This is a genomic window from Pseudodesulfovibrio aespoeensis Aspo-2 (genome assembly GCF_000176915.2).
Taxonomy (GTDB): domain Bacteria; phylum Desulfobacterota; class Desulfovibrionia; order Desulfovibrionales; family Desulfovibrionaceae; genus Pseudodesulfovibrio; species Pseudodesulfovibrio aespoeensis.
Genome location: NC_014844.1, coordinates 3,443,348 through 3,469,832, shown reverse-complemented (window position 1 = coordinate 3,469,832; position 26,485 = coordinate 3,443,348). Strand labels below are relative to the sequence as shown.

Here is a 26,485-nt window from a genome sequence, read left to right as displayed (position 1 = left end):
AAGGGAAGAACCATGACCCACCGCGTTTGACGCCGCCGATGTCTTCGGCATGGTCGTAGACCCAGTCCACGCTTTTGCCCAGATAGTCTGCGACATCCTTTACGGTGAGTATGCTCGGTTTCGCTTCGTTGTCAAAGCCCACGATTCTTCCCCGGTCTTTTCATTGAATCTCTCGCCCTGTCCGCCGTGAGCCGACATGGATTGTCGCCCCACAGGTCAGTTTGACACTCCCGGAATATGAAAACGCAAGCTCGGCAAGGGGGAAAATTTCAGAAAGTGACATTTTTCCCGGTGGCACTCGGGCCTCCTCGCTCTTGAGCACCATTTTTGGTGCAGAGACCGGCGCCATCGGTCTGATGCCAGAGCGCTGCCGGATTGAATGAACGAGTCAATCTCAACCGCTGCGCCTCGCAACCTCATCTGACGAAATCGATACTCGTTCCCAGGTAGCGGACCTCATTTGGCGACCTCACGCCCGAAAGGAAACCCCGCCGAAGCGGGGTTCTGTCAATGGCTGTTGCCAAGGCAGGCATCGGACACGTCACGGCGGGTGGGGGAATGGCCGGCAGTGACTTTGATGTCGTCACGGGCCGCCGGAAAAACTTCGGCGATGCACCCGTCACCCCTGCCATCGTCTTCCATTTGCCGGGCAACTGCCGCAAAATGCGTGCTCGTGATATTGGTCCATTTGCGAACACCCAAGCCCGCACGGCGAAGCCGCCTGGCAAAGGCCTTGGCGTTTTGGTGGGTCCTGTACTGTTTCGATTTGGGGCCGGACAGGGTTGCCCTGTTCGCGCACTTCATATGGATCTCCTTCCTGAAGTTCGGGGCAGCGCCCCGGGACAAAGCAGGTCGGACCTTCCCCGTTTGCCGGGGAATGACCTGCCTATGGCGCGAATGCGCCACACAACAACCGACACGAGACAAATCAATGTCCGTTTCCCACAGAAGAAAAATCCTGAAAATCCAGTCAATAAGGGGTACCATCACGCAGGCTCGTTCGTCCTGCGCACAAAGCGGTGGCCGTGGGGGAATTTCGACAACGGCAGATTTCTAGACATCTACCGTTTGTCCGGCGGGGGTGCTGTGTTCCAGCCTGGCGTTTGGATGTGAAACTGTGCCGTTTGGAAATGAACGGCAGCGAAGTGCTCGGTGTTACGGCATGTTAGTGCCACTTTAAGCGTTCATCAGTTTAGACTTCGTCAAAACTTATGAACGCGCCTTGGTTGCGTCATACCTCCTTTTGATTACGAAATTATCCAACGGATATGCCCTACCATATGACGCCCCCAGACCAACGCGCAAGCTCCGGCAAAAGGATATGGGGCTGTGCCAGATAACTAGCCCATATACCTTCTAACCCACTGTTTCAGCTGTTTAAACTGACTTCGCGGATTGCTGTTATTAAAACGCCACTCGCATTCCTTTAAAAACAGAGAAAAATGCTTGGTTGGAATGCCGTTGAATTTCCTCATATGGCGTTTGGCCTGGTTCCAAAAATTCTCGATTCCATTGATGTGGTTGTGGCTATCTGCAAACAGCTTCGAGTGGTTGATTCGGAAGTGTTTGAATGCTGACACATCGAGGACATTGTAGCCATACCAGCAGTCCGAGTAAACCACACTGTCTGGCTGGATTCTTTCCTGAATAATGGGAAGCAAGGTTTTACCTTTTGCATCAGGAATCACCTGTGTATATACCTTCCCACCCCTTTTAAGGATTCCAAAAACAGGAACCTTACCAGCCGCCCCACGTCCTCTTTTGCCCTTTCGCTTGCCACCGAAGTAGCTTTCATCGACCTCAAATTCGCCAAAATCCATCCCTTCACAGGACTCTTCTTCCGCTATGATTTCCCGGAGCCGGTGAAAGTAATAGGCGGCTGTTTTGACGTTCACACCAACCAGATCAGCAGCACAACGAGCTGTCGTGCCGGCAACAAAATGTTCGATTAAACGAAGCTGCTTGTCCTTGCTCAAACGACTTTTTCGCATTGCCATACTGATAACCCAGAGGAGTTATCTGGTACAGCCCCCATTCTTTTTCATCGGCCAGTTCGCGGTGGGCGATCCGGCGGCCATCCGCAGCGGGCGGGCCGGGGCCGAGCCAGCCCCCCCCCTGTCTGGGCTCAAGGTGCTGCTGGCCGACGACAACGCCCTCAACCGCAGGCTGGCCCTGGACCTGCTGACCGAGCAAGGCTACACGGCTGTGGCTGTGGAAAACGGAGCCCAGGCCCTGGAGGCGGTCAAGCGCGAGTTGTTCGACCTGGTGCTCATGGACGTGCAGATGCCGATCATGGACGGCATCACGGCCACCAGGGCCATCCGCGATCCCGGCTCGGGCGCTCTTGATCCGTCGGTCCCCATCGTGGCCCTGACCGCCCACGCCCTCAAGGGCGACCGGGAGCGTTTCCTGGCGGCGGGGATGAACGATTACATACCCAAGCCCATCAAGATCGACACCTTTTATTCGACCGTGGCCGAGGTGGTCTCCCGCGACCGGGCAAGCCACCCAGCCAGGGAAGACGCTCCTGAGGGCGGCATCGGCAACCCCGGCCCGGCGGGCGCGGACTGCGTGAACAGGGAAAAGGGTGGCAACAGCTGCGACGCCTTTGACCGGGAAGGGGCTCTGGACATGCTCGGCGGCAGGGCCGACCTGCTCGGACGCATGGACGCGATCTTTGTGCGCGACACGCCCGGCGAGCTGGCCGAACTGGGGCAAAGCATCAAGGCAGGGGACTGGGAAAACGCCATGCGGCTGGCCCATTCCATCAAGGGGTCGGCGCGCACCGTGGGTGTGCGTCGGGCCGGGGCCCAGGCCGAGCAGGTGGAGTTCTTCTGTCGGCAAAAGGACGCCGCATCTGCCGCGCGAGAGTATAAGACACTTGAATCCGAGGCGTTTTCCGCGCTAGAGTTCCTGAAGCAGGCGGCAGGCCGAAAATGACATTGACACGACCATCAACGCGAGGAGTGCGAAGATGAAGACCATACTGATAGTTGACGACGCCCCCATGATCCGGGAGCTGCTCAAATCTGTGCTGGAGGCCGAGGGGTTCGCGGTGATCGAGGCGGGGGACGGCGAAGAGGCGCTGCGCATGTTCAAGGACAGGACCATCGACCTGAGCATCATTGACATCTTCCTGCCCAAGAAGGGCGGCCTCCAGGTCATGGGCGAGCTGATCAAGTCCGACAGCTCGCACAAGTTCATCGCCATCTCCGGGGGCGAGGCCTTCAACCCCGAAGCCATTGTCGAGCTGGCCAAGGTCTTTGACGTGGTGGACACCTTTACCAAACCCATCGACACCCGCAAGCTGGTGGACTCGGTCAAGAAGGCCCTGGCCGACTGACCGGAACCAGCGAGGCCGCACCCCCCGGAAGGGGATGCGGCCTCGCTGTCTGGCTTCCTGCGGGCCTGCCTAAGCCACGTCCACGGTGACGCCCTCGTTGACGTAGAAAAGCACGACGTATTTCTTCTGGAACAGTTCCACCAGTTGTTCCACGGACCTGCCGCCCAGCCCCTCCACGCGGATGTAGGCGTTGCGGTTGCCCGGCTGCTTGATGTCGTTGGCCGTGAACACGCTGGTGAAGGTCAGCCCCAACTCGCGCATGTCGGTCAGGAGCGCGGCCAGGGGGCCGGGGCGCGCCTCAAGCCGGAAGGCGAGCTGGGTGCCGGAGCGCAGCGACCCGGAGGCCGCGCACAAAAAGCGCATCACGTCCGCCTGGGTTATGATACCCACCAGTTTCCCACCTTCAACCACGGGCAGCCCGCCGATCTTGTGCCTGACCAGGATCTCGGCCACGGCGTTGATGGCCGTGTCCGGGGCCACGGTCAGCGGGCCGGGGGTCATGATGTCGCCTGCGGTCAGGGTGTTCAGGCCGCCCTCGCGGCCATCGGTACAGTCGCCGGGGATGAACTTGGACGGCATGGCGTCCCGGATGTCGCGGTCGGACACGATGCCCACCAGCACGCCCTGGCCGTCAACGACCGGGAACTGGCGGATGTCCTTCTGGCGCAGGATGTCTGCCGCGTCCATGACCGACGAATTGACCCCAAGGGTCATGACGTTGACCGTCATCCAATCTCTGACCAGCATAGCTCCCTCCCTTGTGTCCGTCCCGCGTCCTGCTCTCTGTGACGCCCGAATGACGCCTGAACGACGCACATGAACACAAGTTTAGTCGTTCGTGGTCGAAAATGCAACGACACGGCACAGGCCAAGGCTTCCGCACTGGTCAGCGCCCCCCCGGCGGGCCGAATTGCAGACCTCAACCGTCTGAAAAGACAGCCGGTTACGCAGCCTTTTCTTGCCATATGGCTGGGCGGGGCGTATTGGTTGAGCATGGCCGGGATCATCGTGTCCGACCGGCGTCTTCATGAACACGTCTTGCTCCGGCTCCACCCCCTGGTGCCGGCCCACTGTCCGGCGGGGCGGGGCACAAGGCGACAACCCGGAACCGACATGCGCGCGTTCAGCTGGCTCCTCTCCCTTCTCCTGCACACGGCCCTTGTCGTGGTGTTGGTCCAGACCATGCATCTGGCCCAGCCGGACCTGCGCGAGCTGATGGAGCTGGACCTGACCCGGATCGCGCAGGCCGAGCCCGAAGCACTCTTCGCGCCCCTTCCCGTGCCCCTGCCTCCGCCCCCTGTGCCCGAGCCTGACGTGGTCGAGCCTGAAGTGGTCGAGCCTGAAATTCCCGAGTCGGAAATGACAAACGCGCCGCTCCCCCCGGCCCTGCCCATGGACAAGACCATTCTGCTCGACGACGCGCCGCCGCCCGAGCCTCTGGCCGCGCCCGAACCAGCCGCCGAGGTGGTGCCGGAATCCGGGGCCGTCGAGATCAGCCCGGTCAAGGAAGGGCCGCCCCTCGAAGAGTCGCCCAGAGAGGAGTCGCTGGCCAAGCCCGCGGACCCGGCGCAAGTCCGGGAGGACAAGGCGCCGCCCATCGAGGTGAGCCGCCACGACATCATCGCCCACCGGGGCCACGAGGCCCGTTTTGGCCGATCCATGATGGCCGACCACTACTCCTACGAGGCCACGGAATTCTCCGGCCAGTTCAGGACGCGCGACGACCGGGTCATCTCCATCATCGACGCCCGCGACACCAAATACGGACGCTTCCTGATCTACGACTCCAAGAACAAGACCCTGCGCCGCCTCAAGGAATTCGGCAAATACGTCTACACCATCGGGCCGTCCCTGGACGCGGACGAGCCGGTGGCAGGCACCGTGACCTTCCTGGCCAAGGACGACCGCATCGAGCGGTTCATCCTGATGACCGACGACGACCGTCTGGCCCACTTTCCGGTCAAGGTCCATGTGCGCGAGAGCGACGTGCGCTTTCCTGTTCCGGGTGAAGAAAAGGGGAGCAGGGAGGAAAGCACGGAGGAGCGTGCCGGGCGCACCACCCTGCCGCCCACGGGCACGGGGCATCCCGGCGTGGTCCTGGCCTATGGCGGGAAATGCGTGGACGAGGGGTTGATCCAGGGCTTCACGCGCTCCCTGTCCGTTTCCGGGCTGGCGGTCTTCTCCTTTGTGCCGAGCGGCTGCAACGATCCGGAGGGGCTCCCGGTCTCCCAGCCCGTGGTCCAGCCTTTGGCCCGGCAGGTGGCGGAGACCGTGGCCGCTGTGAACCATTTCGCCGGGCTTGACCAGATCGACCGTGCGCGGGTGGGCATCTGGGGCAACGGCCCTGGTGCGAACGCCGCCCTCCGGGCCGCCCTTCAGGCCATCTCCCGGAAGAAGACCGAAGCCGGATCGGACGCGGTCAGGCCCGCCTATGTGGTCTGCCTGCTCGACGATACCGTGGGGCCGGACGGGCTGCCCGGACGCCAGGAACTGGCCGCTCTGGACATGCCCGTGCTGTGGCTGATCACGGGGCGCAGCCTGGGCCGCTGGCAATCCTTCGTAGCCATGCTCGAAGGGCTGCGCGATCATGGGCTGCACGGCACGGACAGGCGCGCCTTCACCATAGTCATGGCCCCGCTCAAGGCGAGCCGCGAGGTGCAGGCCGCCCAGAGCGAACTCTCCGGCTGGGTCGAGCAGGTGACCGAGGAACACGCCCGCCTGGGCGCATCGTGGATAACCGGCCTGCCCCGGCAGCCCTGATTGATCCGCAGGGCATCGAAACAACCCCATGTTGCAACGGGTTCGCCTTCACATCCCCCAACGAATGGGCTATGGGTATATTTCGGCACGAGTCCCGGTCCATCCACCCCTGACGGCTGAACACGCGTGAAGCAAATCCCGCCCGCACCAAGTCCCTCCCCGCCCGCTTCAGGGCAGGAGATGAACCCGCACCTCTTCGCGCAGGTTCTCAGCGCGTCCGGTGTGGCCATGGCCATCCGCGACAAGAATCTGCGACCCATCTTCGCCAACCAGGCCTTCACGGGTTTCTACGGGTATTCCCTGGCCGAGATCGTCGGGGGCAGGGCCGAGGACATCCTGCCCGGCAAGACCCAGTCGCTGCTCGACCAGACCGTTCGCCCCATGGTCCGCGCGGGCCAAAGCTGGGAGGGGGAATACGCCATCCGCACGGCCAGTGGCCGGCTCTGCCCGGTCTGGGGCCGATTTGACCCGGTGCTGGACGACGCGGGCCGCCTGACCCACGTCATCTCCATCATGCGCGACGCCTCGGCCAGTCTGCGGCTGCGCAACGCCCTGACCCAGAGCGAGCGCCACCTCCACTTTCTGACCGAAAACACCCGCGACTGCCTCTTCCGGCTGCGCGTGGCAGACAGGCGGTTCGACTACATCAGTCCGGCGGTGCAGAGCATCACGGGCTATTCCCCGCAGGAATTCTACGAGATTCCGGGGCTTTTTGACCGGCTCATGCCGGGCGAATGGGCCGGGGTCTTCGACCTGTGGTGGCGCGAGATGCTCGACGGCGTGTGCCGCGACGAATACGAATTCCCCCTGATCCACAAGGACGGCTCCCTGCGCTGGATCAACCAGCGCGTGACCCTGGACAGGGAGGCCGACGGCACCGCCACGGCCCTGGAAGGCATCCTCTCGGACATCACCCGGCGGCACGAGGCCCAGGAGATGCTGGCCGTGGCCCAGAAGAGCCTCAACTTCATCTCCTCCTCCACCAGCGACATTTTCTTCCGCATGGCCATCCCGGAGGGCACCTACGACTACCTGAGCCCCTCGGTGGAGAAATTCTCGGGATACCCCCTGGCCGAGTACCAGGCGCAGCCGCTCTTTGTCCGCGAGCTCATCCACCCTGACTGGCATGACTATTTCCGGAAGACCTGGGCCGAGCTGTGCCGGGGCGTGGTCAGGTCCGAATACGTCTTTCAGTTCATCCACAAGTCGGGCGAGGTGCGCTGGGCGCGCCAGCGCGTGGTCATGCACAAGGACACGCAGGGCAACCCCATCGCCATCGAGGGCATGGCCAGCGACGCCACCGAATACATGCACACGGTGGAGGCCCTCAGGAAGAGCGAGGCCCGGTTCCGCGCCCTGTTCGAGGATTCGCCCATTTCGCTGTGGGAGGAGGACCTGACCCGGCTCAAGGCGCATTTCGACACCCTCAAGGCGCGCGGGGTGACGGATTTCCGCGCCCATTTCAGCGCCCACCCGGAAGATCTGGCCCGCTGCGCCGCCCTGGTGGACGTGGTCGCGGTCAACAAGGCCACCCTGCAACTGCTCAGGGCCGAAAGCCGGGGGGACCTGCTCGGCAACCTCGACAAGGTCCTGACCGAAAGCTCCATGAACGCCTTCACCGAGGAGATGATCGTGCTCGCCTCGGGCGGCCATGAATACTGCGGCGAGATCACCCACCGCACCCTGGACGGCCAGATCATCTGGGTCATGGTCCACTTTTCCGTGCCGCCCGAACACAGGCAGACCCTGTCGCGGGTCATTGTCTCCCTGCTCGACGTGACCCCCAGGAAGCGGGCCGAGCAGGCCCTGATGGAATCCGAGGGACGCTACCGCGCCCTGGTGGAAAACGCCCAGGAGGGCGTGGCCGTCATCCAGGGCCAGTCCATCCTGTTCATCAACGACGCCATGACCCACGTCTTCGGCTACGCCCGCCAGGAGTTGCAGGCCCTCAATCCGCTGCAACTGATCCATCCCGACGACATGCCCGGAATCCGCGAGCAGGTGGCCATCCACCTGGGGGGCCGCAAGGCCGTGGCCTTTGCCCCTTTCCGCGTGGTTACCGGCGACGGCGGGATCAAGTGGGTCACCCTGAGCATCAAGCCCATCATGTGGAACGGCCAGCAGGCCCACCTGGAGATCCTGGCCGACGTGACCGGCCACAAACTGCTCGAAGAGGAGCTGCGGGCCGCCCACGCCGAGGTGGAGAACCGGGTCAGGCTGCGCACCGCCGAACTCTCCGAGGCCAACACCCGGCTCATGGCCGAGGCCGAGGAGCGCAGGCTGGCCCAGGAGCGCATCCTCTCCCTGACCCAGCAGCTCATCCACGCCCAGGAGAACGAGCGTCAGCGCATCGCCCGCGACCTGCACGACAAGGTGGCCCAGGATCTTTCGTCCATTGTCCTGAACATGGAGACCCTGTTCGACGGCTGCGCCTGGGTGGACGAGGTGCTGCGCCAGCGCGGCGAGGCCGTGACCGAGGTGGTGCGCGGGGCCATCGCCGCCGTGCGCGAGATCGCCTATGGCCTGCGCCCGCCCGCGCTCGATCAGCTCGGCCTGCTCCTCGCCCTGGAGAACCACTGCGCCGAAACGGCCCGGCGCACCGGGCTGGAGGTCCGCTTCCAGGCCGTGGGCATGGACGACGTCCCCCTCAGCTTCGACGCCGAGATCAACCTCTACCGCATGGTGCAGGAAGCCCTGAACAACACGGCCCGGCACGCCCGGGCCAGCCGGGTGGCGGTGCGCATGGTCAAGAGCCATCCCGAGCTGCTCGTGCGCATCGAGGACAACGGCCAGGGGTTTGACGTGGACAGGCGCATGGCCGAGGCCCTGGCCGAGAACCGCATGGGGTTGCGCAGCATGGAAGAGCGCGCCCGGCTCGTCTGCGGCGTCATGGAAATCCAGTCCCGTGTTGGGACCGGCACCCGCATCGTCTTCAAAATCCCACTCGACACCCTCAAAAGGAGCGCCTAGGCATGGAACTCATGATCGTCGACGACCATCCCCTGTTCAGGGAAGGGCTCAAGACCATCGTCAGCCGCGATGAGAAATACACCGTGGTCTGCGAGGCTGGCAACGGCGCGGACGGCATCCGCCTGGGCAAGCGGCACAGGCCCGCCATCATGCTGGTGGACATCTCCATGCCCGGCAAGAACGGCATCCAGATGATCCGCGAACTCAAGCAGACCCTGCCCGAGACCCGGTTCATCATCATCTCCATGCATTCCGAGGCCGACTACATTGTCGAGGCCTTCAGGGCCGGGGCCTCGGGCTACATGATCAAGGAGTCCGCCGCCGGGAACCTCATCCGGGGGCTCGACGCCGTGGCCCGGGGCGAGCTGTTCCTGGACGACGCCCTGTCCCAGGAGGTGGTCTACAAGCTGATGCAGGCCAAGGACGGCCAGGGGAGCGGCCGCGACCCCTACACCACCCTGACCGCGCGCGAGCAGGAGGTGCTGCGCATGCTGGCCGAGGGCATGACCGCCAGGGAGGTGGCCGCCAAGCTCTTCATCAGCCCCAAGACCGTGGAAAACCACCGCACCAACCTGATGAAGAAGCTCGGCCTGCACAGCACGGTGGAACTGATCCGTTACGCGGCCCGGCTCGGACTCATCGACCTTGACACCTGGGCCATATAGCGGCTCAAATGCGGGCCGGGCAGTCAACGCCCGACCCGAGATCAAAAAAAGGAGACCGCCATGCCTGTTGTCAAAGTAAAGGGAATGAGCTGCCAGCACTGCGCCAAATCCGTGACCGAGGTCCTGGAAGCCCTGGGCGCGAAAAACGTCCAGGTTGACCTGTCCTCAGGCAACGTGACCTTCGAGGAATCCGCCCCCATCGACACGGCGGAGATCAAGCGGGCCATCGGCCGGATCGGCTTCGAGGTGGTCGGTCTGTAATCCCCCCCCCATGAGCGGGCCGCGCCTGGAAAAAAGTCCGTCCTTTCGGCCTGCCGGGCAGTAAAGTAATCCCGGCCATGGCCGATAAGACGGGCATGATCATCCAGGCAAGCCATATGAGCCTCGGCGCCATGCAGCAGGTGCAGACGGGCAAAAGCCCCGCCGGGTCGAGGTTTGCGACCCCGGCCCAGCCCCTGCCCTCAGAGGGCGTCGGCTCCCGGCTGGCAGACGGCCTGTCGGTCCCGGACTCGGGCGTCCAGCCCGGCTCCCTGCCGGAATCCGGCTCCCAGACCCTTGGACTGACCGTGGCCAACGAGATCGTCCGGCGCATGGACAGTGCGCCGGTCGATGCAAACGGGCAGGCCATGGACGCGAGCGGGCTGCGCGACTCCCTGGCTTCAACTCTGGACTGGGTGCGTGGCAGCTTCGGCGACGAGACCGGGGCTGCGGCCTCGGGCATGCTCCTGGCCGCCACCAGCGGCGGGGTGAGCGAGGAGACGCTGGGAGAAGGGCTGCTCGATGTGCTCCGGTTCATCGACCGCACCCAGGGCATCGCTTCCGGGGATCAGGCCATTGCCCGCTTCAACTCGGGCGTCAACGAGCAACTCAACGCCTATTTCGACAACGGCCAGAGCGAAATATTTCACGCTGCCCAGAGCGGCGAAACCGACTCCGGCCAGTCCATGTCCGCCCGTTCCTTTTTGCGCGCCGCGCAGGCTGCGGCAGGGGACAGCAATGCCCCGGACCCCACGGCCCAGCTCCTCGACGCCCTCAAGCAGAGCCTTGAGGAAACAGCCGGGCTCCAGGATCTGGCCAGCCAGCTCAGAGAGGAATTCGGTCTTTCGCAGGCGGGCGCGCCGCGCGCCCTGACCCAGGCGGCCATGGCTGCCTACGCCGACATCCAGGCCGCCTCCCCGCAATTCATGGACATGGCTGTATAGCCCGGCCCCCTTCGGTCCTGCGCCTGTCCCTTTCTGGCCGAAGACGCCTTGCGGCCCGATTTCCCTGGACCATGACGGCAAAAAACGGTACTCACTAGTTTCAGTCCGTGCGCGGACACGTCACCAGCCAAACAGCCCTGACCAGGGGGAAGCCGGAACAGCGAATGTCTGAATTGTTTCGTGCGGCCAAGGCCGCGACCATGATCCCCGGCGCGCCTGTCATCGACGACGCGGCCATCGTCGTCAGCCAGGGGATTGTCATCGAGCTCGGCACCTACCGCCACCTTGCCCCGACCCACTGCGGACCTGTCACCGACCTGGGCGATGTCACCATCGCGCCAGGTCTGGTCAACGCCCATTCCCATCTCGAACTGGCCCACCTGCGCGGCCTCTGCCCCCAGGGCCGGGGATTCGTGGCCTGGGTCGAGGACCTGCTGACCCGGCCCATCTTCGACCTCGACCCCGCGCTGCTCGACACGGCCCTTTGCGAGCTGAAACGAACCGGGACCGTCATGGTCGGAGACATCGCCACCCGCTTTGCAAAGGAGATGGCCGGAACGCTCGAAGCTTCCGGCCTTTTTTTCGTGGTCTTTGCCGAGGCCATCGGCGAGGCGGTGCCCAAAAAGAGCTTCATCCCCCAGGCCGGGTACGGCCGAGGTATCCTGTCTGTCGCCGGGCACTCCCTCTACACCACCCATCGCAACGTGCTGTGCGCGGCCAAGGCCGAAGCCGGGACGCGCAACCTGCCCTTTTCGCTCCATCTGGCCGAGCACGACGACGAGGCCGCCATCATGGCCGGGGAGCCGAGCGCGTTCCTGGACCTGCTCCGCAACCGGGGCCGGTTGCTCGACTTCACCCCGCCCAGGAAACGCCCGGTGCAGCACGCCGTTGACCTCGGATTGCTCGACGCCACGACTCTGGCCGTGCACTGCGTCAAGGTCACGGACCAGGACATTGAAACCGTGCGCGGGTCCGGGGCCACGGTCTGTCTGTGCCCCCGCTCCAATCACTATATCGGCGGCGACCGCGCCCCGTGGGAGAAATGGGTCGCCTCGGGCGCGCCCGTGTGCCTGGGCACCGACTCCCTGGCCTCCAACCACGATCTCGACCTCTATGCCGAGGCCGCCTATTTCGCCGGGGGGTTCGAGGGCGATCTGTCCCTGACCGACCTCCTGGCCATGATCACCCGGACCCCGGCCCGCATCCTGGGCGCGGCTGATCGGCTGGGGACCATCGAGCCGGGCCGGGCAGCCTTGTTTTCCACTGTCCCTGCGACCATCATCGACCATTTTCACCAGCGCCGGAGGCATGAGAGTATATGAAGTGGCTACACAAGGATCTGCTGGACGTGTCCCAGCTGTCGCGGCCCGAGGTCATGGCAATCTTCGAGACCGCAGGGCGGTTTCAGGAATTGCAGGAGCGGCCCGTCAAGAAGGTGCCCACCCTCAAGGGGCGTAGCGTGATCCTGTTCTTTGCCGAGCCGAGCACGCGCACCAAGACGAGTTTTGATGTGGCGGGCAAGCGGCTCTCGGCAGACACCTTCTCCCTGACCAAGAGCTCGTCCAGCCTGATCAAGGGCGAGACCCTCAAGGACACGGCCCTGACGCTCCAGGCCATGGCCCCGGACGCCATCGTCATGCGCCATTGGTGCAGCGGCGCGGCCAGGTTCCTGTCCCGGCGGGTGGAGTGTTCGGTCATCAACGCGGGCGACGGGCGGCACGCCCACCCCACCCAGGCGCTGCTCGACAGCTTCACCCTGCACCAGGAATGGGGCGAGGTGGCGGGCAAGACGATCCTCATCCTCGGCGACATCGCCCACAGCCGTGTGGCCCGGTCCAACGTCCTCCTGCTCACCATGCTGGGGGCCAGGGTGCGCCTGTGCGCCCCGCGCACCCTGCTGCCGCCGGCGGCCCGCTCCTGGCCGGTGACGGTGTATTCGGACCTGAACGAGGCGGTGCGCGGCGTGGACGCGGTCATGTGCCTGCGCCTGCAACTGGAGCGCCAGCAGGACGGCCTGCTGCCCGACCTGCGCGAGTACGCGCGCACCTACGGCCTTGGCCCGCGCCATGTGGAGCTGGCCCGGCCCGAGGTCAAGATATTGCACCCAGGCCCCATCAACCGGGGGGTAGAGATCAATTCCGAGCTGGCCGACTGCGCCGACTCCCTGATCCTCGATCAGGTCTCAAGCGGCGTGGTGGTGCGCATGGCCCTGCTCTTTCTCTACATGACCCGCAAGGGCGAAATGTAGCAAGGTGTTGAAAAATGCACGATTGTCGTTTTGCTGCACTCGAACACATTTGAACAGCCTTGCGACAATGCAGTGATTGGCTGAGACTCAAGGCGATGGAGAAATGAAGATGGCCAGGATTGATTTGATCGTCCGCAGGGCGAAGCTCGACGGCAGGGACGTGGACGTGTTCGTGGGCCGGGGCAAGATTGTCGAGGTGACGCCCTCGGCCAAGACGCTTGAGCCGGGGGACGCGGTGGTGGAGGAGGCGTTTGGCCTGACGCTCATGCCGTCCATGACCGATGCCCACGTGCACCTGCGCGAGCCGGGCTTCGAGTACAAGGAGGACATCGAGTCCGGGCTGCGCGCCGCAGCCTGGGGCGGGTTCTCCAACATCATGTGCATGGCCAACACCAAACCGGTCAACGACGACGACTCCGTGACCGAGCTGATGCTCGAAAAAGCCCGCCGGTCGTGGCCCAAGGGGCCGCGCCTGTTTCCCATCGGCGCGCTGACCAAGGGGCTTGCGGGCGAGGAGCTGGCCCCCATGGCCGAGCTGGCCAAGGCCGGGTGCGTGGCCTTTTCCAACGATGGCGTGCCAATCAAGTCCACGGAGCTGTTCCGCCGGGCCATGGAATACGCCTCGGACTGGGGCAAGATGGTCATCGACCACTGCGAGGACCCCTACCTGGGCGTTGGCGCGGGCGTCAACGAGGGCGCGGTGTCGAGCCGCCTGGGTCTGCCCGCCCAGCCTGACGTGGCCGAGGCGCTCCAGGTGGCCCGCGACATCCTGCTGGCCCAGTACTTGGACCTGCCCATCCATCTGGCCCATATCTCCTGCCGTAAGTCCGTGGACCTCATCCGCTTTGCCAAAGCGCGTGGGGTCAGGGTCACGGCAGAGACCGCGCCGCATTACCTGATTCTGACCGAAGCCTACCTGGGGGCCGAGGCCACCGAATACGACACCAACGCCAAGGTCAACCCGCCGCTGCGCACGTCCGATGACCAGCAGGCGCTCTTCGACGCGCTGGCCGACGGCACCATCGACATCCTGGCCACGGACCACGCACCCCACGCGGCCCACGAAAAGGAGACCGAGTTCGACGTGGCCCCGTGCGGCATCACCGGCCTGGACACCGCCCTGTCCACGACCTGGACCTTGGTGGCCGAGGGCAAACTCTCACGCGAGACCTTCCTGCGCGCCTGGACCACCGGGCCGTGCGGGATATTCGGCCTGCCGGTGAACACCTTTGCGCCGGGCGATCCAGCGGATTTCTTCCTGTTTGACCCGGACGAGGAGTGGACGGTTGGGCCAGCCACTCTGCACTCCAAGGGCAAGAACACGCCGCTTGCCGGGGCTGTCCTGAAGGGGCGGGTAAAAACCCATTTCATTCAGGGCAAAAAGATTGTATAGGCTTGGCTGCGGAACCAGAGGTTGCGCGGACAGGTGGTCCCATCAAGCAAGCATTTCGTGAGGAGATATATGAGTCAGCCTTTCAAGGACGCCGTGGGCTTTTGCAAAACCATCATGCGCAACGGCTACGACGCTTATGTGGTCAATGTCCGGCTTCAGGCCCTGACCCTGGACCAGACCGGCAGCGAGCGCGAGCTCGACATCTGCACCGAGGCCGGATTCTCCGAGCTGCAGAAGTATTTCCCCTCCATCGTGGAATCCAGGGACAAGGGCACGCTGGGCACCCTGAACGAGGGCGGCGTGACCTATTTCTTTTACCCTGCGGATGTGGACGACGCCTCCTATACCGAGGAGGCCGTCTCGACCATGACGCCGAGGCTGCTGCGCAGGCTTGAGAAGCGCGGCGACATCCCGCTCTCGGCGGTCTGCCCGTTCATCCCCAAGGCCAAGGACCTGTACGCGGATTTCGCGGACTTCTCCGAGGGTTTCATCCGCTTCAAGGGCGTGCCCGATCAGGCGCTCAAGAAGGACTACTCCCTGGCCTACCGCGCTCTGCGTTTTGCCGCCAACTTCGACAAGGACATCGAGGCCAACTCCTGGATCGCCATCGTGCGCAATGTCCGGCGCGTGCTCGACTACGTGCCCATGAGCGATTTTCTCGACGAGTGGCGCAAGGTCGAGGCCGAGTCCATGCACCGCTTCTTCCGCCTGCTGTTTGATTCCATGCTCCTGCACGGCCTGATCCCGGAGATCGCGGCCCTGTCGCGGGTCCAGCAGATCAGGAACGCCGACAGCGACGCCTTGGAAACCGTGCTTGAGCACACCCTGGCCTCGATGAAGGCCTACCCCGAAGAGTTGCCCTATGATTGGTTCGGCACCGTGGCCTGCCTCTTTCACGACGTGGGCAAGCTCTACACGGCGGAGTTCTACGAGGGCCGTTGGAACTTCCTGCAGCACCACCGGGTGGGCGCCAAGGTGACGCGCAAGATCCTCAAGCGGCTGCGCTTTGAGGAGCAGGACATCGAGCTGATCTGCGATCTGGTCAAGAACCACATGCGGCCTCATTTCATGCTCACGGACAAGGGCATCCGCCGGTTGCGTTCGCTGGACGAGTATCCGCGCATCATGGAGATGGTCCGGGCGGATATCAAGGCCAGGGGCGGCTCCTGGCGGGAGTTCAACCATAACCTCAAGATGGCCGAGCGCGCCGATATCCCGGAAGACGAGATCGAGCCGCTGCTCGACGGCAACAAGATCATGATCATCACCGGGCTCAAGCCCGGGCCCATCATCGGGGTGATCCGAGAGGCCCTGCTGAAGGCGCAGATCGCCAATGATGTCAGCTCGATGGAGCAGGCCGAGGCGTTTGTGCTCAGGTACCGGGACGAATTGTAGAGGGGAGTCGGCTGGATTGTCGCGCCCGCTCCGGATATTCCGGGGCGGGCGTTTTTCTTTTTGGGTCGGATCAGCGGAAAGAGGAGAGGGAGAGGAAGAGGAAGGGGAGAGATAAGGAAGCCGCCTTCGGCGGAATGGGGAGTTGGGTGAGGATTTCGCTCCTCCGTCGCGACTTACTTTTGGGCCAAAGCGGCCAAAAGTAAGCAAAAACCACTTTTTAAGAGTCTGTGATCGGGTCTCCCGCGTCGGACACCAGTAACATCGACCTGCTGGCGAAACAGTTGGGAGCGGTCGAAGACTCCGCTCCCGCCGGGTTTCGCCCTGCCGCAGGCCGATGCAACTGGTGCCACGACGCTCCTGCCCATTGCGGGGCTGGCGAAGGGAGGTTGGGGTTGGTGTGGCTGGGCAGGACATAAGACAAGATCAAAGGATTCTTCTGAATTTAACCCTGCAGCGTGAAACAGCGATGGCCTGTCCATCCCGGAGGGTGGGCAGGCCATCGCTGTTTCACGCGGCTCTTCCCGCCGGAGGCTCGCTTGGGGTCCAGGGGCCTTAGGCCCTTGGCGGGTCCAGGGCAGCGCCCTGGCCGCCGGAGGCATTAGGGGCGTGGGGGTTCAGCAGGGCAGTCCTTGGGCGTGGCGGTGTGCTTTCATGGCGTGGAGCAGGGCGGTGGGAACGTGCAGTCCGCCTTTGCCTGTGCCCAGGGAGATTTTTGGTTTGACGCTGCCGTGGAAGTCGGAGCCGCCGCTGATGAGCAGGCCGAGGCGTTCGGCCAGGAGTTTGAAGGTCTTGGTGGTGGCGTCGTCGTGTTCGGGATAGTGGACTTCGATGCCGTCGAGTCCGTGGGTCATGAGTTCGCGGACCAGGGCTTCGGTGTTGGGCAGATCGAGTCCGAGCATGAAGGGGTGTGCCAGAATGCTAGTGGCTCCGGCCCGCTTGAGGATGCCCAGGGCCTGGGCGGGTTTGAGTTTTCGTTTGGGCACGTAGGCGCGGCCATTGTCGCCCAGCCAGACCTTGAAGGCTTCGTCCATGGACGAGACCACGCCCAGGGCGAGCATTTCCTGGGCAAAATGGGGTCGGCCTATGGTGCCGCCCGCGCGTGCGGCCACGGCCTCGTAGGTGATGTTCACGCCAAGGGTCCGCAGTTTGTTGACGATCTCGTGGTTGCGGATCAGTCGGCCTTCGATGACCCATTCAAAGGCGGCCTGGAGTTCGTCGGCCTGTTCGGGCACCCAGAGGGCGACCACGTGCATCCAGCCTGCGCCGCGCGGCGATTCGAGGCTGAGTTCGCAGCCCCGGATGACTTCGATGCCACAGGTCTTGCCCGCCTCAACGGCTTCGTCGAGGCCGCCCAGGGTGTCGTGATCGGTCAGGGCGATGGCGTCCAGGCCGATCTCCCTGGCAAGGCGGACCAGTTCGGTGGGCGACAGGGTGCCGTCCGAGGCGGTGGAGTGGGTATGCAGGTCAATGCTCATGGCGGCTGGTCCTGTGGTGTGCTGTTCGGGGCGTCATTGCCCGGCGCGATGGTAGCAGGCGGGGGGCGGTCAGGTAAAGGGCGTGTTGCCAGCCCGGAGCGATGCGTGTAGATGACGGGCAGACCGCAAGGAGGAACCCATGGCGCTCGACAAGGAACTCACAGACATCCTGGCCTGCCCGAAGTGCACGGGGAGCGTGACGCTGCTCCCGGCTGGGGACGGGCTTTTTTGTCCTGCCTGCCGGGTGGTCTACCCGGTCAGGGACGACATCCCCATCATGCTGGTTGATCAGGCGGTATCCGAAGAGGCGTGGACCGGTTCCAGCCAGCCCTGACACTCGGAACAGCCATGTTTGCAAGCGCTCCGCCTCGGTCATCCGCGGCGGAGCGTTATTTTTCCACAGGCAGGCTTGACGGGAAAAGAACCATGGTTATTTCTCCTGAAACAACGAAGCAAGGAGGTGTATCCCATGGTTATCGATTTCAATACCCTGTACAATTTTCCCTCGCGCTTTGACCGGGTGTTCGAGGAGTTCTTCAAATCCCCGATGGGGGATGAACGCCGTCTGGCCTACCCTCCGCTCAACCTGAGCAACGACGACGCGAACATCTATGTGCGCGCCGAGCTGCCCGGAGTCGAACTTGCGGACGTGGAACTGACCTTGTCGGACAAGACCCTGGTGCTCAAGGGCGAGCGGAGCGCGCCCCAGGGAAAATACTATCGTCAGGAGCGTCAGAGCGGCGTTTTCCACAGGGTTGTCAACATCGCTGTCCCGGTGGACCGGGACAAGGTCAAGGCCGTGATGGCCGACGGCGTGCTGACTGTGACCCTGCCCAAGGCCGAGGATGTCAGGCCCCGTTCCATCAACATCGAAATAGCGTAAGGGAGGTGCGGACATGAGCGAGATCGTGAAAAAGGAAGACAGGAGCCTGGCCCGCTACCGGCCCGCCACGGACATCCTGGAGCGCGAGGACGGATTTTACATCTACATGGATCTGCCCGGCGTGAAGCGGGAGGATTTGGCCATAGACCTGCAGGACGACGAGTTGACCGTGCAGGGGCGGACCACCCTGGCCCACGGCCAGGACGAGCACTTTGCCGAGATGCAGTTTGGCGAGTGCGAGTATGTCCGCGCCATCTCCGTGAGCGACATCATCGACCGCGACAAGATCAAGGCGAACCTCTCAGGCGGCGTGCTGGAGCTGCATCTACCCAAGGTGGAGAAGGTCCAGCCCAGGAAGATCGAGATCGTCAGCGCGTAAGAATTGTTTCAGAGCCATTGCCTTGACCCCCACAGGCAGGCCCCCGGACCAGACGGTCTGGGGGCCTGCCGCTTGTGGGGCGGCGCGCCGAGCCGACACATTGCATCTGGCGCGGGCATGCGCTTTGCTGTATCGTGATGCCCGCTGTGCCGCATTTCAAATGATTTTGTCCGTGAGAGGAAGCATGCCCGCCACCATCCACACGCCAGAACTGCTCGCCCCTGCCGGGGACATGGAAAAGCTCGAAACCGCCATTTTGTACGGGGCCAACGCGGTCTATCTGGGCGGCGGCAGCCTGAACCTGCGCGCCGGGGCCGGAGGATTCTCGGAGAGCGAGCTTGCCGAAGGGCTGGCCAAGGCCCGCGCGGCCAGGGTCAAGGCGTACTTCACCCTCAACGTGTATCCGCGCGAGAGCATGATGCCTGCGGTGCGCCGGTATATCGAGATGCTTGGCGAGCTGAAGCCTGACGGGATCATCGCCGCTGATCCGGGCGTTATCCGGCTCTTGCGCCGCGAGCTGCCCGAGGTACCGGTCCATGTCTCCACCCAGGCCAACACCTCCAACTCCGAGGCTGTGCGCTTCTGGCGCGAGTGCGGGGCCAGTCGGGTCAATGTGGCCCGCGAGCTGCGTGCCCAGGAGCTTCTGGAGATGCTGGCCATCACCCGCAAGCAGATGCCGAACATGGAGGTGGAGATATTCGTGCATGGAGCCATGTGCATGGCCGTGTCGGGCCGCTGCTATCTTTCGGCCCTGCTCAACAACCGGCCCGGCAACCTGGGCGAGTGCTCCCATCCGTGTCGCTATGAATACCGCCCCCTGGCCGTGACCTTCGAAGAGCGCACCCGGCCCGGCGAGCCGCTCTGGGAGGTGCGCGAGTACGGCACGGGCGAGGAGTTCACCTTCGAGTGCGCGGACGACGAGTTTTCCTTCGAGCCGCTGGGCGATGAAGAGGCGCGCCCTGAAACCCCGGCGGACCCGGCCCTGACCCTGGCCCACGAGACCGGCGGCTGGTCCGCGTTTTTCGCGGCCCAGGATCTGTGTCTGCTGCATTATCTGGAGTGGTTCTCGCGCATGCGCGTGGCCTCGGTGAAGCTGGAGGGGCGGACCAAGAGCTCGGCCTATCTGGCCCAGGTGGTGGATGCCTACGGCACGGCCCTGCGCGACATTGCCAAGGGCAAATTCATGCCGGAGAAATACCTCTCGGAGCTGGTCAATGCGGCCTCGCGCCCCCTGACCACCGGCTTTTTCGACCCGGACCGACGCGGGGCCATCGCCCTGCCGCCCGACGAGGGCGAGAAACGGCCCGTGCTGGCGCGGGTGCTGTCGCAGGCTGGCGACGGCAGATGGCACATCCAGACCAAGGCCCGCTGGCAGACCGACCAGGACATGGAATTGCTCATCCCCGGCCTGATCCGCCCGCGCATCTCCTCCGAGGACTATGGCGTGGAGAACGATCTGGGCATCGGCCTGACTGTCTCCCACCCAGGCCAGCGCGCCCTGCTCATCTGCGACCACCCGGAGATTCGCCCTGGCATGTTCATCCGCCAACCCTGGAACCTGGACGTCCTGGACTGACCCTTACCGCCGGAGGCCTCCCCCATCCTGCCCGCCCGGCTTACACGAAGACGATATCGCTCACCTGCACGGCGTCGCCCATGACCAGGGCTATCTGCACGGCGGTGTCGTCGTTCATGCCGTCGGCGTCGTACCAGAGGGTGTCTGCCTCAAAGTAGAAACAGGCATCCGAGACATTGATGGAGCTGGCGGAATTGAAGAAGTATTCTGCGGCCAGGGTGCCTGCGGCCGACTGGCCGAAGGCGGCAAAGGCGAAGTGGAAGACATCGTCGAAGCTGCTGAAATCCATGATGTGGTCGCCGCCTTCACCGGGCAAGCCATAATAGAAGGTGTCGTTGCCCGTGCCGCCGGTCAGGGTGTCGCTGCCCGTGCCGCCGTAAAGCAGGTCGTTGCCTGCGCCGCCCGAGATGGCGTCGTTGCCGCGCCAGCCAAAGAGGTTGTTGTTGGCATCGTTGCCGGTGAGGATGTCGTTGCCGTCGCCGGTGTGGGCATGCTCGATGGTGGTGCCCGCCGCAATGGTCAGGGAGGTGCCCGCCAGGGTGCTGACCGAGCCGGGCGTCAGGTTGACGATGCTGTTTCCGGTCACGGCAGAGGCGTTGATGGTGTCGGTGCCGCCGCCGTCCTCCAGGGTGGCCCTGGACACGTCTGCGGCCACCATGTCGGCATATTCGTCGGTATAGATGTAGTAGTCGTCCGCCGAGGGATTGTCGCCGTACAGGGTCAGGGTCCAGCCGTTGAAGTTGCAGATGTCGTCGATGTCGCCGGAAACCGTGTCCTTGACCGTCAGCACCCAGTTGCCCTCGCCGAACTCGCCAAACGGGGTCACGGTCATGAAGGACCATGTGTTGTCGGTGGTGTTGAAGGTGAACTTCTTGGCGGCCAGATATTCCGTGGTGCCGACCCCCAGCTCCTGGGCGATACCCTCAATGCTGGGGTGATACATGAGCACACTGTACGTGCCGTCGGGCGAAGTCAGGGTGATTTCGAGGTCGTCGAAGCGGGGGTGGGTGATGTTCACGGTGACCACGGCCTGCTGCACGACAATGTCGCCCGCGATGGTGACCGAGGAGGTGAGGCTGGCCCCGGTGTTGTCCGGTATGGTCAGGTTGGGGGTTGCCGAGGCAGTCTGCTGCGCCTGATTGGCTACGGTGTGCGCGCCGTTGTCCCAGGATTCGGCCAGGCGCACGGCCGCAGCGGCGTCCACGAGGCCGAAGCCGTAGTCGTGGCTGGCGTGCATGCCGCCGCCATTCCAGTTTTCCGCGCTGTTGATCTGCCAGTCCCAGGGCTTGCCCTCGGCGGAGACCATGCCCAAGGTACGCACCGCAGTGGCGGCGAGGATAGTCTGCACGTCGCGGTAGCCCAGGTTGGCGTTGGCTTCGAGCATCAGAGCGATGACGCCGCTGACCATGGGCGAGGAATAGGACGTCCCGTCTCCCGAATGGAAATAGGAGTTGGGGTCGCTGCCTGCCGGGGGCGTCCTGTCCGTGGTCAGCACGTCCTGGCCCGGTGCGGTGACCAGCAGGTTGGGCCCGGCGCAACTGAACCAGGCGTACTTTCCGGTGCTGTCCACGGCACCCACAGAAAAGGCGTAGGGGGTGTTGTTGGTGTTGTAGTAGGTGGACATGATATCCTGGTCGCGCTCGTTGGAACCCGCGAAAACCACCACCGTGCCCAGCCCGCCGCGTCCAACTTCGGCCAGGGTCTGCACTGAAGCCGCCACCGTTGTCGCGTTGGCAAAGGGAGACAGGGTCCAGCTGTTCTGGGAGATGTCGAAGGAGGTCTGGCGCAGCATGACCGGCGCCAGCATGCCTTCGGCGGTGCCATCGACAAAGGAGGCGATTTTGGCGTCATAAGCGATGCCCTGGATGCCGAAGCCGTTTTTGGCCGCGGCGATGAATCCGGAGACGGCGGTGCCGTGGTTTTGGCCGACAGCGGGGTAGCCGTCTTCCCCAGTGGTCTGGTTGTAACCCTGATCTTTGAGATAATTGGGCTGGAGGTCCGGGTGGTTGTAGTCGATGCCGTCGTCGCACACGGCCACGCGGATGCCTGCACCGGTGTAGTCCTCCCAGGCCTTGACCACGTTGAGGTCCACGCCGCCCGTGGTGTTCCTGATGTACCACTGCTGGGAGAAGAGCGGGTCGAACGGGCTGACCACCGGGTCGTCCTTGTTGTCGTCCGGATAGTCGTCCTCGTCAGCGAATCCGGAATGCTGGCCCGTGCCCGGTGCCGGGCCAAAGGGGCTGCCCAGGCTTGGCGGCGTGTACGGGATGTCGAGCAGTGGGCCGGGAGCGCCGCCCCCAAAGGCGAACCCGCCGCCAAAGAGATTGCCGCCGGGCATGGAGCCCAGATCGCTGCCCAGGCCGCCGCCGAACCCGCTGCCCAGACCGCCGCCCAGACCGCCGCCGAACAGGGGGCCGCCGCCAAAGTCGCTGCCCAGACCGGTCCCGTATAAATTCGTCAGGTCGCCGAATCCCGCCGTCCCCTGGCCGGGAAGCAGCCCGCCCGGCGCGTCCTGGTCTCCGGAGTCTGTCCCTGCTCCCTCGCCGTCCATCCCTTGGCCGCTCAACCCGTTGTCGCCTGTCCCGGGTGCGCCTCCAGGGGCGGGGGCGTCGCCGGAATCGGGCGCATTCCCGTCGTCGGGGTCCTGGTATCCGGGCGGCGGCATGCTGCCCGGCTGGAACTGGGAAGGCTGGTCGAGCTGGGCCAGCATATCCCTGGGTTGGGCTGCCGGAGAGCCGAATAGCTGGGGGGAGGGCTGGTCGTTGTGATCGGGCATTGGTGGCAGCCTGTGCGTTCGTGGTTTCAGGGAAAATCCAGTGAGCTGAGAGTAGTCCATGCCATCGGAAAAAACAAGGCGCGGATATGCGCTACTTGGTCGGAAAGCAACCTGACCGCCCGCTTTACGCGGGTACCCGGTTGCCGGTGGCCGCCCTTGCTGCTAGCGTTGTCCTGGCGGCGGCGATGGTTTGCCCCACGTCTTTCCGGTTGTCTTTTCCCGCAAAGGCCGCTAGGCCATGGCACGGCCAGCGGGCCGCCACAGCAACGGGCCAGGCCCAAGACCAGAGGCACTGACATGCACAAATTCGGAACCGTGGCTCTCATCGGCCCCCCCAACGCGGGCAAGAGCACCCTGATGAACCAGCTATTGGGGCAGAAGGTGGCCATTGTGTCGCCCAGGCCCCAGACCACGCGCAACCGCATCAGCGGCATCCTGTCCACGGACGAGGCCCAGGTGGTGTTTCTCGACACGCCGGGCATCCACCAGCTGCGCGGCAAGATGAACCGCTTTCTGCTGGAGGCGGCCTGGAGCGCCCTGGCCGGGGCTGACGTGGTGGTGGTCCTGCTCGACGCGTCCCTGTATGCGGCCAAGCCGTACATGATGGACAAGGAGATCAAGCCGCTGGTCAAGCCCGTGGCCGAGACCGGCAGGCCTGTGCTGGTGGCCGTCAACAAGATCGACCGGATCAAGGACAAGGCGGGCATGCTGCCTGTGCTGGCCCGTGCGGCCGAGCTGTGGCCCGCGGCGGAGTTCATTCCGGTTTCCGCCCTCAGGGGCCAGGGCACGGACGTGCTCCTCAAGCGCATCCTCGACTTTATTCCCGAAGGCCCGGCCATGTTCCCGGAAGACCAGATATCCACGGCCCCGGTCCGGTTCATGGCCTCGGAGATCATCAGGGAGAAGCTGTTCTACACCCTGCGTCAGGAACTGCCCTACACCACCGCCGTGGAGATCGAGGCCTGGGACGAGACCTCGCGCGAGGGCATGACCGTGATCAACGCGGTCATCTACACGGCCCAGAAGAACCACAAGGGCATGATCATCGGCAAGCAGGGCGCGAATCTCAAGAAGATCGGCTCCGAGGCGCGCCTGGAGATCGCCGAGCTGTTGGAGACCAAGGTCCACCTGGAGCTGTGGGTCAAGGTGCGCGACGGCTGGACCGAGGATCCCGGCTTCCTGCGCGCCATGGGCCTTGGCGAATAGGGAAGGCTAGCCCTCCAGGAATCCGGTCAGCACCTTGATGAACTTTTCCAGGGCTTCATGCTCGTCGTGGCCGTCGTGGCTTTCCAGCACGGCCTCGTTGTAGCAGCGCAGCATGTACCGTTTGAGGATGAGCTTGTTGGCCGACTGGAGCGCCGAGCGCACAGCGCGCACCTGGACCAGAATGTCTTCGCATTCCTTGCCATCCTCGATCATGCGCTGGATGCCTCGCACCTGTCCTTCGATACGCTTCATGCGCGAGAGGACATTGTGCTTGATCTGCTCCTGCTCCTTCTCGCTCGTGCTCGCATTCGCGTTCATGGCGTTCTCCTTGCCCGTCACTGCGGCCTGCTGTCGGCAGACCGTTGGCTTGTTTCGTGATCACTCGTTTCGCGGCCGCCGACATTGCGTGTCCGGCTGAATTACCCTACTCTCGTAGGGTATGTGCACAGACAACAGAGGGGTGTCCGCCATGGCCGGTTTTACCATCACCAATCAAGCCGAGCAGGTCTTTCTGCTCAATGCCATCGAGCTTGTGGTGGCCGTGTTTCGCGGCCCGTCGCAGGCGGGCTGGCAGGCCCTTTTCGAGGCCGGACTGCCCGAGCTCAAGGGGCAGGTCCCGTCCCGGTTCGCGCACCTTACGGCCATCCTCGACAATCTGCAAGACGCGGCTCCCGGCGCTCCTGATGGCCTGGCTGACCTGGAAACCGAATACGTCCGCCTGTTCATCGCGGCCAGCGGCGGGGTGGCCGCCCCGCTCTACGAATCGTGCCACCTGGGCACCGCGCCGCGTGTCATGGGCCAAAGCGCCCTGGCCATGCGCCAGCGGCTGGCCGATGCCGGGCTGGAAATCCATGGCCCGGCAAACGAGCCGCCCGACCATCTGGCCGTGGAGCTCGAATACCTCTACCACCTGCTGGCCACGGCCTGGGCGCAGAACGAGGGCCAGTCAGAGGCCAGCGGGCTCGCCTTTGCCCGCGAGGTCATGCGCCCCTGGGTGGGCCGGTTCGCCAGGGCTCTTGAAAGTGGCCGTCCGCATCCGATCTACGCAGCCAGCGCCGGGCTGCTGCTCGATGTCCTTGATATCCTTGATCGAAACCCCGGAGATATCCCGGCCCACACCTAGTCGGTGCAGTCCGAGCGGATGACCGCATCCCGGAGTGTGTTCAGGAAGGTTTCGTCCGGCTCGAAATACCCCCGCTTGATCAGCTCGATGTTCCAGGTTCCGTCGCCCCTGGCCCGCAGCAGGTAGGCCAGCGGCACCTGGGCCTGGCCCAGGCAGCCGAAGATCTCCCCGTGCTGATCCGCGAACAGCGGGTAGAGCACGTCGTAATGCTTCCGGAACTTCACCACCTTGAGGTTGGTGTCGTATATCCCCACCCCGATGATCTTGAGCCGGCCTGCCAGGACCGGGTCGGCCTCCACCCGCTCGAAGAACCGGCTGAGCATCTTGGTCTCGCGCACGCACTCGTGGCACATGGTGTTGTAGAGCTGGATGAGCACGAAGCGCGCCCTCAGGTCGGCAAGGGCGAGCCACTTGGCGTCGGCGGGCAGGTCCAGATACTCGCGGTCGTGGTCGCCGCTCAACAGCGCCAGACGGCAATCCGGGAAGGAATCGCCCGGCGCCAGGGCGCGCTGTTCGGGCACGGTTCCGACCACCAGCTCCGGATGGGCCGCCTCCCACTCGTGGAATCCGCCTGGGTGTCTGTACACCTTCTCATACCCCATGCGCGCTGCCCAGCGCGCTGCAATGCCGCTGCGCAGTCACCTGAAGCTGCGGCAATAGAAGACGATGGGCCGCGATTTGTCCGGCCCGGCCAGGGCTGCGAAGGCCGTGCGCTTGGCCGTGTCCAGGTCACCCCGGTCGCCCAGGTCGAATTCGAGATTCGCGGCCCCGGTCACATGTCCGGCCTCAAACTCGTAGTCGGCCCGGACATCGATGATCAGGGGGGGCTGGCCGGAGTTGATCAGCATGAGCAACTGGTCGGTGTCGATGAGCTTGTAGCCGTCGCGCTCGCTCTCGGCCTGGGCGGCGGACCACCAGAGTGCTTCGTCCCCGTCTGTGTCGGCGTCCGCGCGGGCGTCGGGGAACAGGGCGGGAAGCAGGGCGATGAGCAGCCAGATGGCCATAGAAAGGGGCTTCATCTTCCGCGCGCTCCTCCCCTCCCTGGCATGGCAGGGAGGGCGCGGGGCCGGGATGGAGGAGGTGACAGGGGT

Annotated in this window: 24 protein-coding genes; 17 read left to right on the top strand and 7 right to left on the bottom strand. The window is 64.2% G+C overall.

The window, feature by feature from the left end; all coding sequences use genetic code 11:
- Window positions 1-507 precede the first annotated feature (507 nt).
- The gene (locus DAES_RS16070) at window positions 508-804 is read right to left on the bottom strand and encodes a hypothetical protein (protein WP_013516098.1); all 297 of its coding nucleotides are present in this window, start codon (window positions 802-804) and stop codon (window positions 508-510) included.
- Between the two features lie 536 nt (window positions 805-1,340).
- Window positions 1,341-1,991, bottom strand: coding sequence for an IS1595 family transposase (locus DAES_RS16065; protein ID WP_013513076.1), 651 nt, complete (start codon window positions 1,989-1,991; stop codon window positions 1,341-1,343).
- Here DAES_RS16065 and DAES_RS16060 point away from each other — a divergent pair.
- Window positions 1,969-2,940, top strand: coding sequence for a response regulator (locus tag DAES_RS16060; RefSeq protein ID WP_236608426.1), 972 nt, complete (start codon window positions 1,969-1,971; stop codon window positions 2,938-2,940). The genes DAES_RS16065 and DAES_RS16060 overlap by 23 nt on opposite strands.
- Window positions 2,941-2,974: 34 nt before the next feature.
- Window positions 2,975-3,343, top strand: coding sequence for a response regulator (locus DAES_RS16055; RefSeq protein ID WP_013516097.1), 369 nt, complete (start codon window positions 2,975-2,977; stop codon window positions 3,341-3,343).
- 69 nt (window positions 3,344-3,412) lie between these two features.
- On the opposite strand, the gene DAES_RS16050 is transcribed toward DAES_RS16055, so the two are convergent.
- Complete coding sequence (locus DAES_RS16050) at window positions 3,413-4,090, bottom strand: CBS and ACT domain-containing protein (protein WP_013516096.1); 678 nt, start codon at window positions 4,088-4,090, stop codon at window positions 3,413-3,415.
- Window positions 4,091-4,456: 366 nt separating this feature from the next.
- Here DAES_RS16050 and DAES_RS16045 point away from each other — a divergent pair, with 366 nt between their 5' ends.
- The 9 genes from DAES_RS16045 (at window position 4,457) to DAES_RS16005 (ending at window position 15,976) form a co-directional block, all read left to right on the top strand.
- Complete coding sequence (locus DAES_RS16045; protein WP_013516095.1) at window positions 4,457-6,103, top strand: alpha/beta hydrolase family protein; 1,647 nt, start codon at window positions 4,457-4,459, stop codon at window positions 6,101-6,103.
- A gap of 180 nt (window positions 6,104-6,283) precedes the next feature.
- Window positions 6,284-9,073 (top strand): PAS domain S-box protein, encoded by a 2,790-nt coding sequence (locus DAES_RS17105; RefSeq protein WP_013516094.1) that lies wholly within the window; start codon window positions 6,284-6,286, stop codon window positions 9,071-9,073.
- Window positions 9,074-9,075: 2 nt separating this feature from the next.
- A complete protein-coding gene (locus DAES_RS16035; protein WP_013516093.1) occupies window positions 9,076-9,738 on the top strand; it encodes a response regulator in 663 nt (220 codons plus the stop codon).
- A gap of 60 nt (window positions 9,739-9,798) precedes the next feature.
- Window positions 9,799-9,999: a heavy-metal-associated domain-containing protein gene (locus DAES_RS16030; protein WP_013516092.1), complete on the top strand. Its 201-nt coding sequence runs from the start codon at window positions 9,799-9,801 to the stop codon at window positions 9,997-9,999.
- Between the two features lie 77 nt (window positions 10,000-10,076).
- Window positions 10,077-10,940: a hypothetical protein gene (locus tag DAES_RS17100; RefSeq protein ID WP_013516091.1), complete on the top strand. Its 864-nt coding sequence runs from the start codon at window positions 10,077-10,079 to the stop codon at window positions 10,938-10,940.
- Between the two features lie 164 nt (window positions 10,941-11,104).
- Window positions 11,105-12,262 (top strand): amidohydrolase family protein, encoded by a 1,158-nt coding sequence (locus DAES_RS16020; protein ID WP_013516090.1) that lies wholly within the window; start codon window positions 11,105-11,107, stop codon window positions 12,260-12,262.
- Window positions 12,259-13,188, top strand: a complete 930-nt coding sequence (locus DAES_RS16015; protein ID WP_013516089.1) for an aspartate carbamoyltransferase catalytic subunit — start codon at window positions 12,259-12,261, stop codon at window positions 13,186-13,188. Before DAES_RS16020 ends, DAES_RS16015 begins: the two co-directional genes overlap by 4 nt.
- Before the next feature lie 109 nt (window positions 13,189-13,297).
- Window positions 13,298-14,581, top strand: coding sequence for a dihydroorotase (locus DAES_RS16010; protein ID WP_013516088.1), 1,284 nt, complete (start codon window positions 13,298-13,300; stop codon window positions 14,579-14,581).
- Between the two features lie 69 nt (window positions 14,582-14,650).
- The gene (locus DAES_RS16005; RefSeq protein WP_013516087.1) at window positions 14,651-15,976 is read left to right on the top strand and encodes an HD domain-containing protein; all 1,326 of its coding nucleotides are present in this window, start codon (window positions 14,651-14,653) and stop codon (window positions 15,974-15,976) included.
- A 614-nt stretch (window positions 15,977-16,590) separates the two neighbouring features.
- Here DAES_RS16005 and DAES_RS16000 read toward each other — a convergent pair.
- The gene (locus tag DAES_RS16000) at window positions 16,591-17,451 is read right to left on the bottom strand and encodes a PHP domain-containing protein (protein ID WP_013516086.1); all 861 of its coding nucleotides are present in this window, start codon (window positions 17,449-17,451) and stop codon (window positions 16,591-16,593) included.
- A 139-nt stretch (window positions 17,452-17,590) separates the two neighbouring features.
- Here DAES_RS16000 and DAES_RS15995 point away from each other — a divergent pair, with 139 nt between their 5' ends.
- The 4 genes from DAES_RS15995 to DAES_RS15980 all read left to right on the top strand — a co-directional run bounded on the left by DAES_RS15995 (window position 17,591) and on the right by DAES_RS15980 (window position 20,289).
- Complete coding sequence (locus DAES_RS15995; protein WP_013516085.1) at window positions 17,591-17,785, top strand: Trm112 family protein; 195 nt, start codon at window positions 17,591-17,593, stop codon at window positions 17,783-17,785.
- Window positions 17,786-17,920: 135 nt separating this feature from the next.
- Window positions 17,921-18,334: an Hsp20/alpha crystallin family protein gene (locus DAES_RS15990; RefSeq protein WP_013516084.1), complete on the top strand. Its 414-nt coding sequence runs from the start codon at window positions 17,921-17,923 to the stop codon at window positions 18,332-18,334.
- Between the two features lie 13 nt (window positions 18,335-18,347).
- The gene (locus tag DAES_RS15985) at window positions 18,348-18,713 is read left to right on the top strand and encodes an Hsp20/alpha crystallin family protein (protein ID WP_013516083.1); all 366 of its coding nucleotides are present in this window, start codon (window positions 18,348-18,350) and stop codon (window positions 18,711-18,713) included.
- A 184-nt stretch (window positions 18,714-18,897) separates the two neighbouring features.
- Window positions 18,898-20,289: a peptidase U32 family protein gene (locus DAES_RS15980; protein WP_013516082.1), complete on the top strand. Its 1,392-nt coding sequence runs from the start codon at window positions 18,898-18,900 to the stop codon at window positions 20,287-20,289.
- 40 nt (window positions 20,290-20,329) lie between these two features.
- Here the strand turns inward: DAES_RS15980 and DAES_RS18005 are convergent, their stop codons facing one another.
- Window positions 20,330-23,065, bottom strand: a complete 2,736-nt coding sequence (locus DAES_RS18005; RefSeq protein ID WP_013516081.1) for a S8 family serine peptidase — start codon at window positions 23,063-23,065, stop codon at window positions 20,330-20,332.
- A 297-nt stretch (window positions 23,066-23,362) separates the two neighbouring features.
- Between DAES_RS18005 and era the strand changes: the two genes are divergently transcribed.
- Window positions 23,363-24,271, top strand: coding sequence for a GTPase Era (era, locus tag DAES_RS15965; protein WP_013516080.1), 909 nt, complete (start codon window positions 23,363-23,365; stop codon window positions 24,269-24,271).
- 6 nt (window positions 24,272-24,277) lie between these two features.
- Here the strand turns inward: era and DAES_RS15960 are convergent, their stop codons facing one another.
- Window positions 24,278-24,589 carry a metal-sensitive transcriptional regulator gene (locus tag DAES_RS15960; protein ID WP_013516079.1) on the bottom strand — a complete coding sequence of 104 codons (312 nt, stop codon included), beginning with the start codon at window positions 24,587-24,589 and terminating at the stop codon, window positions 24,278-24,280.
- Between the two features lie 151 nt (window positions 24,590-24,740).
- Here DAES_RS15960 and DAES_RS17095 point away from each other — a divergent pair, with 151 nt between their 5' ends.
- Entirely contained in the window at window positions 24,741-25,394 is a 654-nt protein-coding gene (locus tag DAES_RS17095; protein ID WP_013516078.1) for a TorD/DmsD family molecular chaperone, read from the top strand.
- Here the strand turns inward: DAES_RS17095 and DAES_RS18075 are convergent.
- Window positions 25,391-26,413 carry a rhodanese-like domain-containing protein gene (locus DAES_RS18075; protein WP_271121197.1) on the bottom strand — a complete coding sequence of 341 codons (1,023 nt, stop codon included), beginning with the start codon at window positions 26,411-26,413 and terminating at the stop codon, window positions 25,391-25,393. The genes DAES_RS17095 and DAES_RS18075 overlap by 4 nt on opposite strands.
- Window positions 26,414-26,485 lie beyond the last annotated feature (72 nt).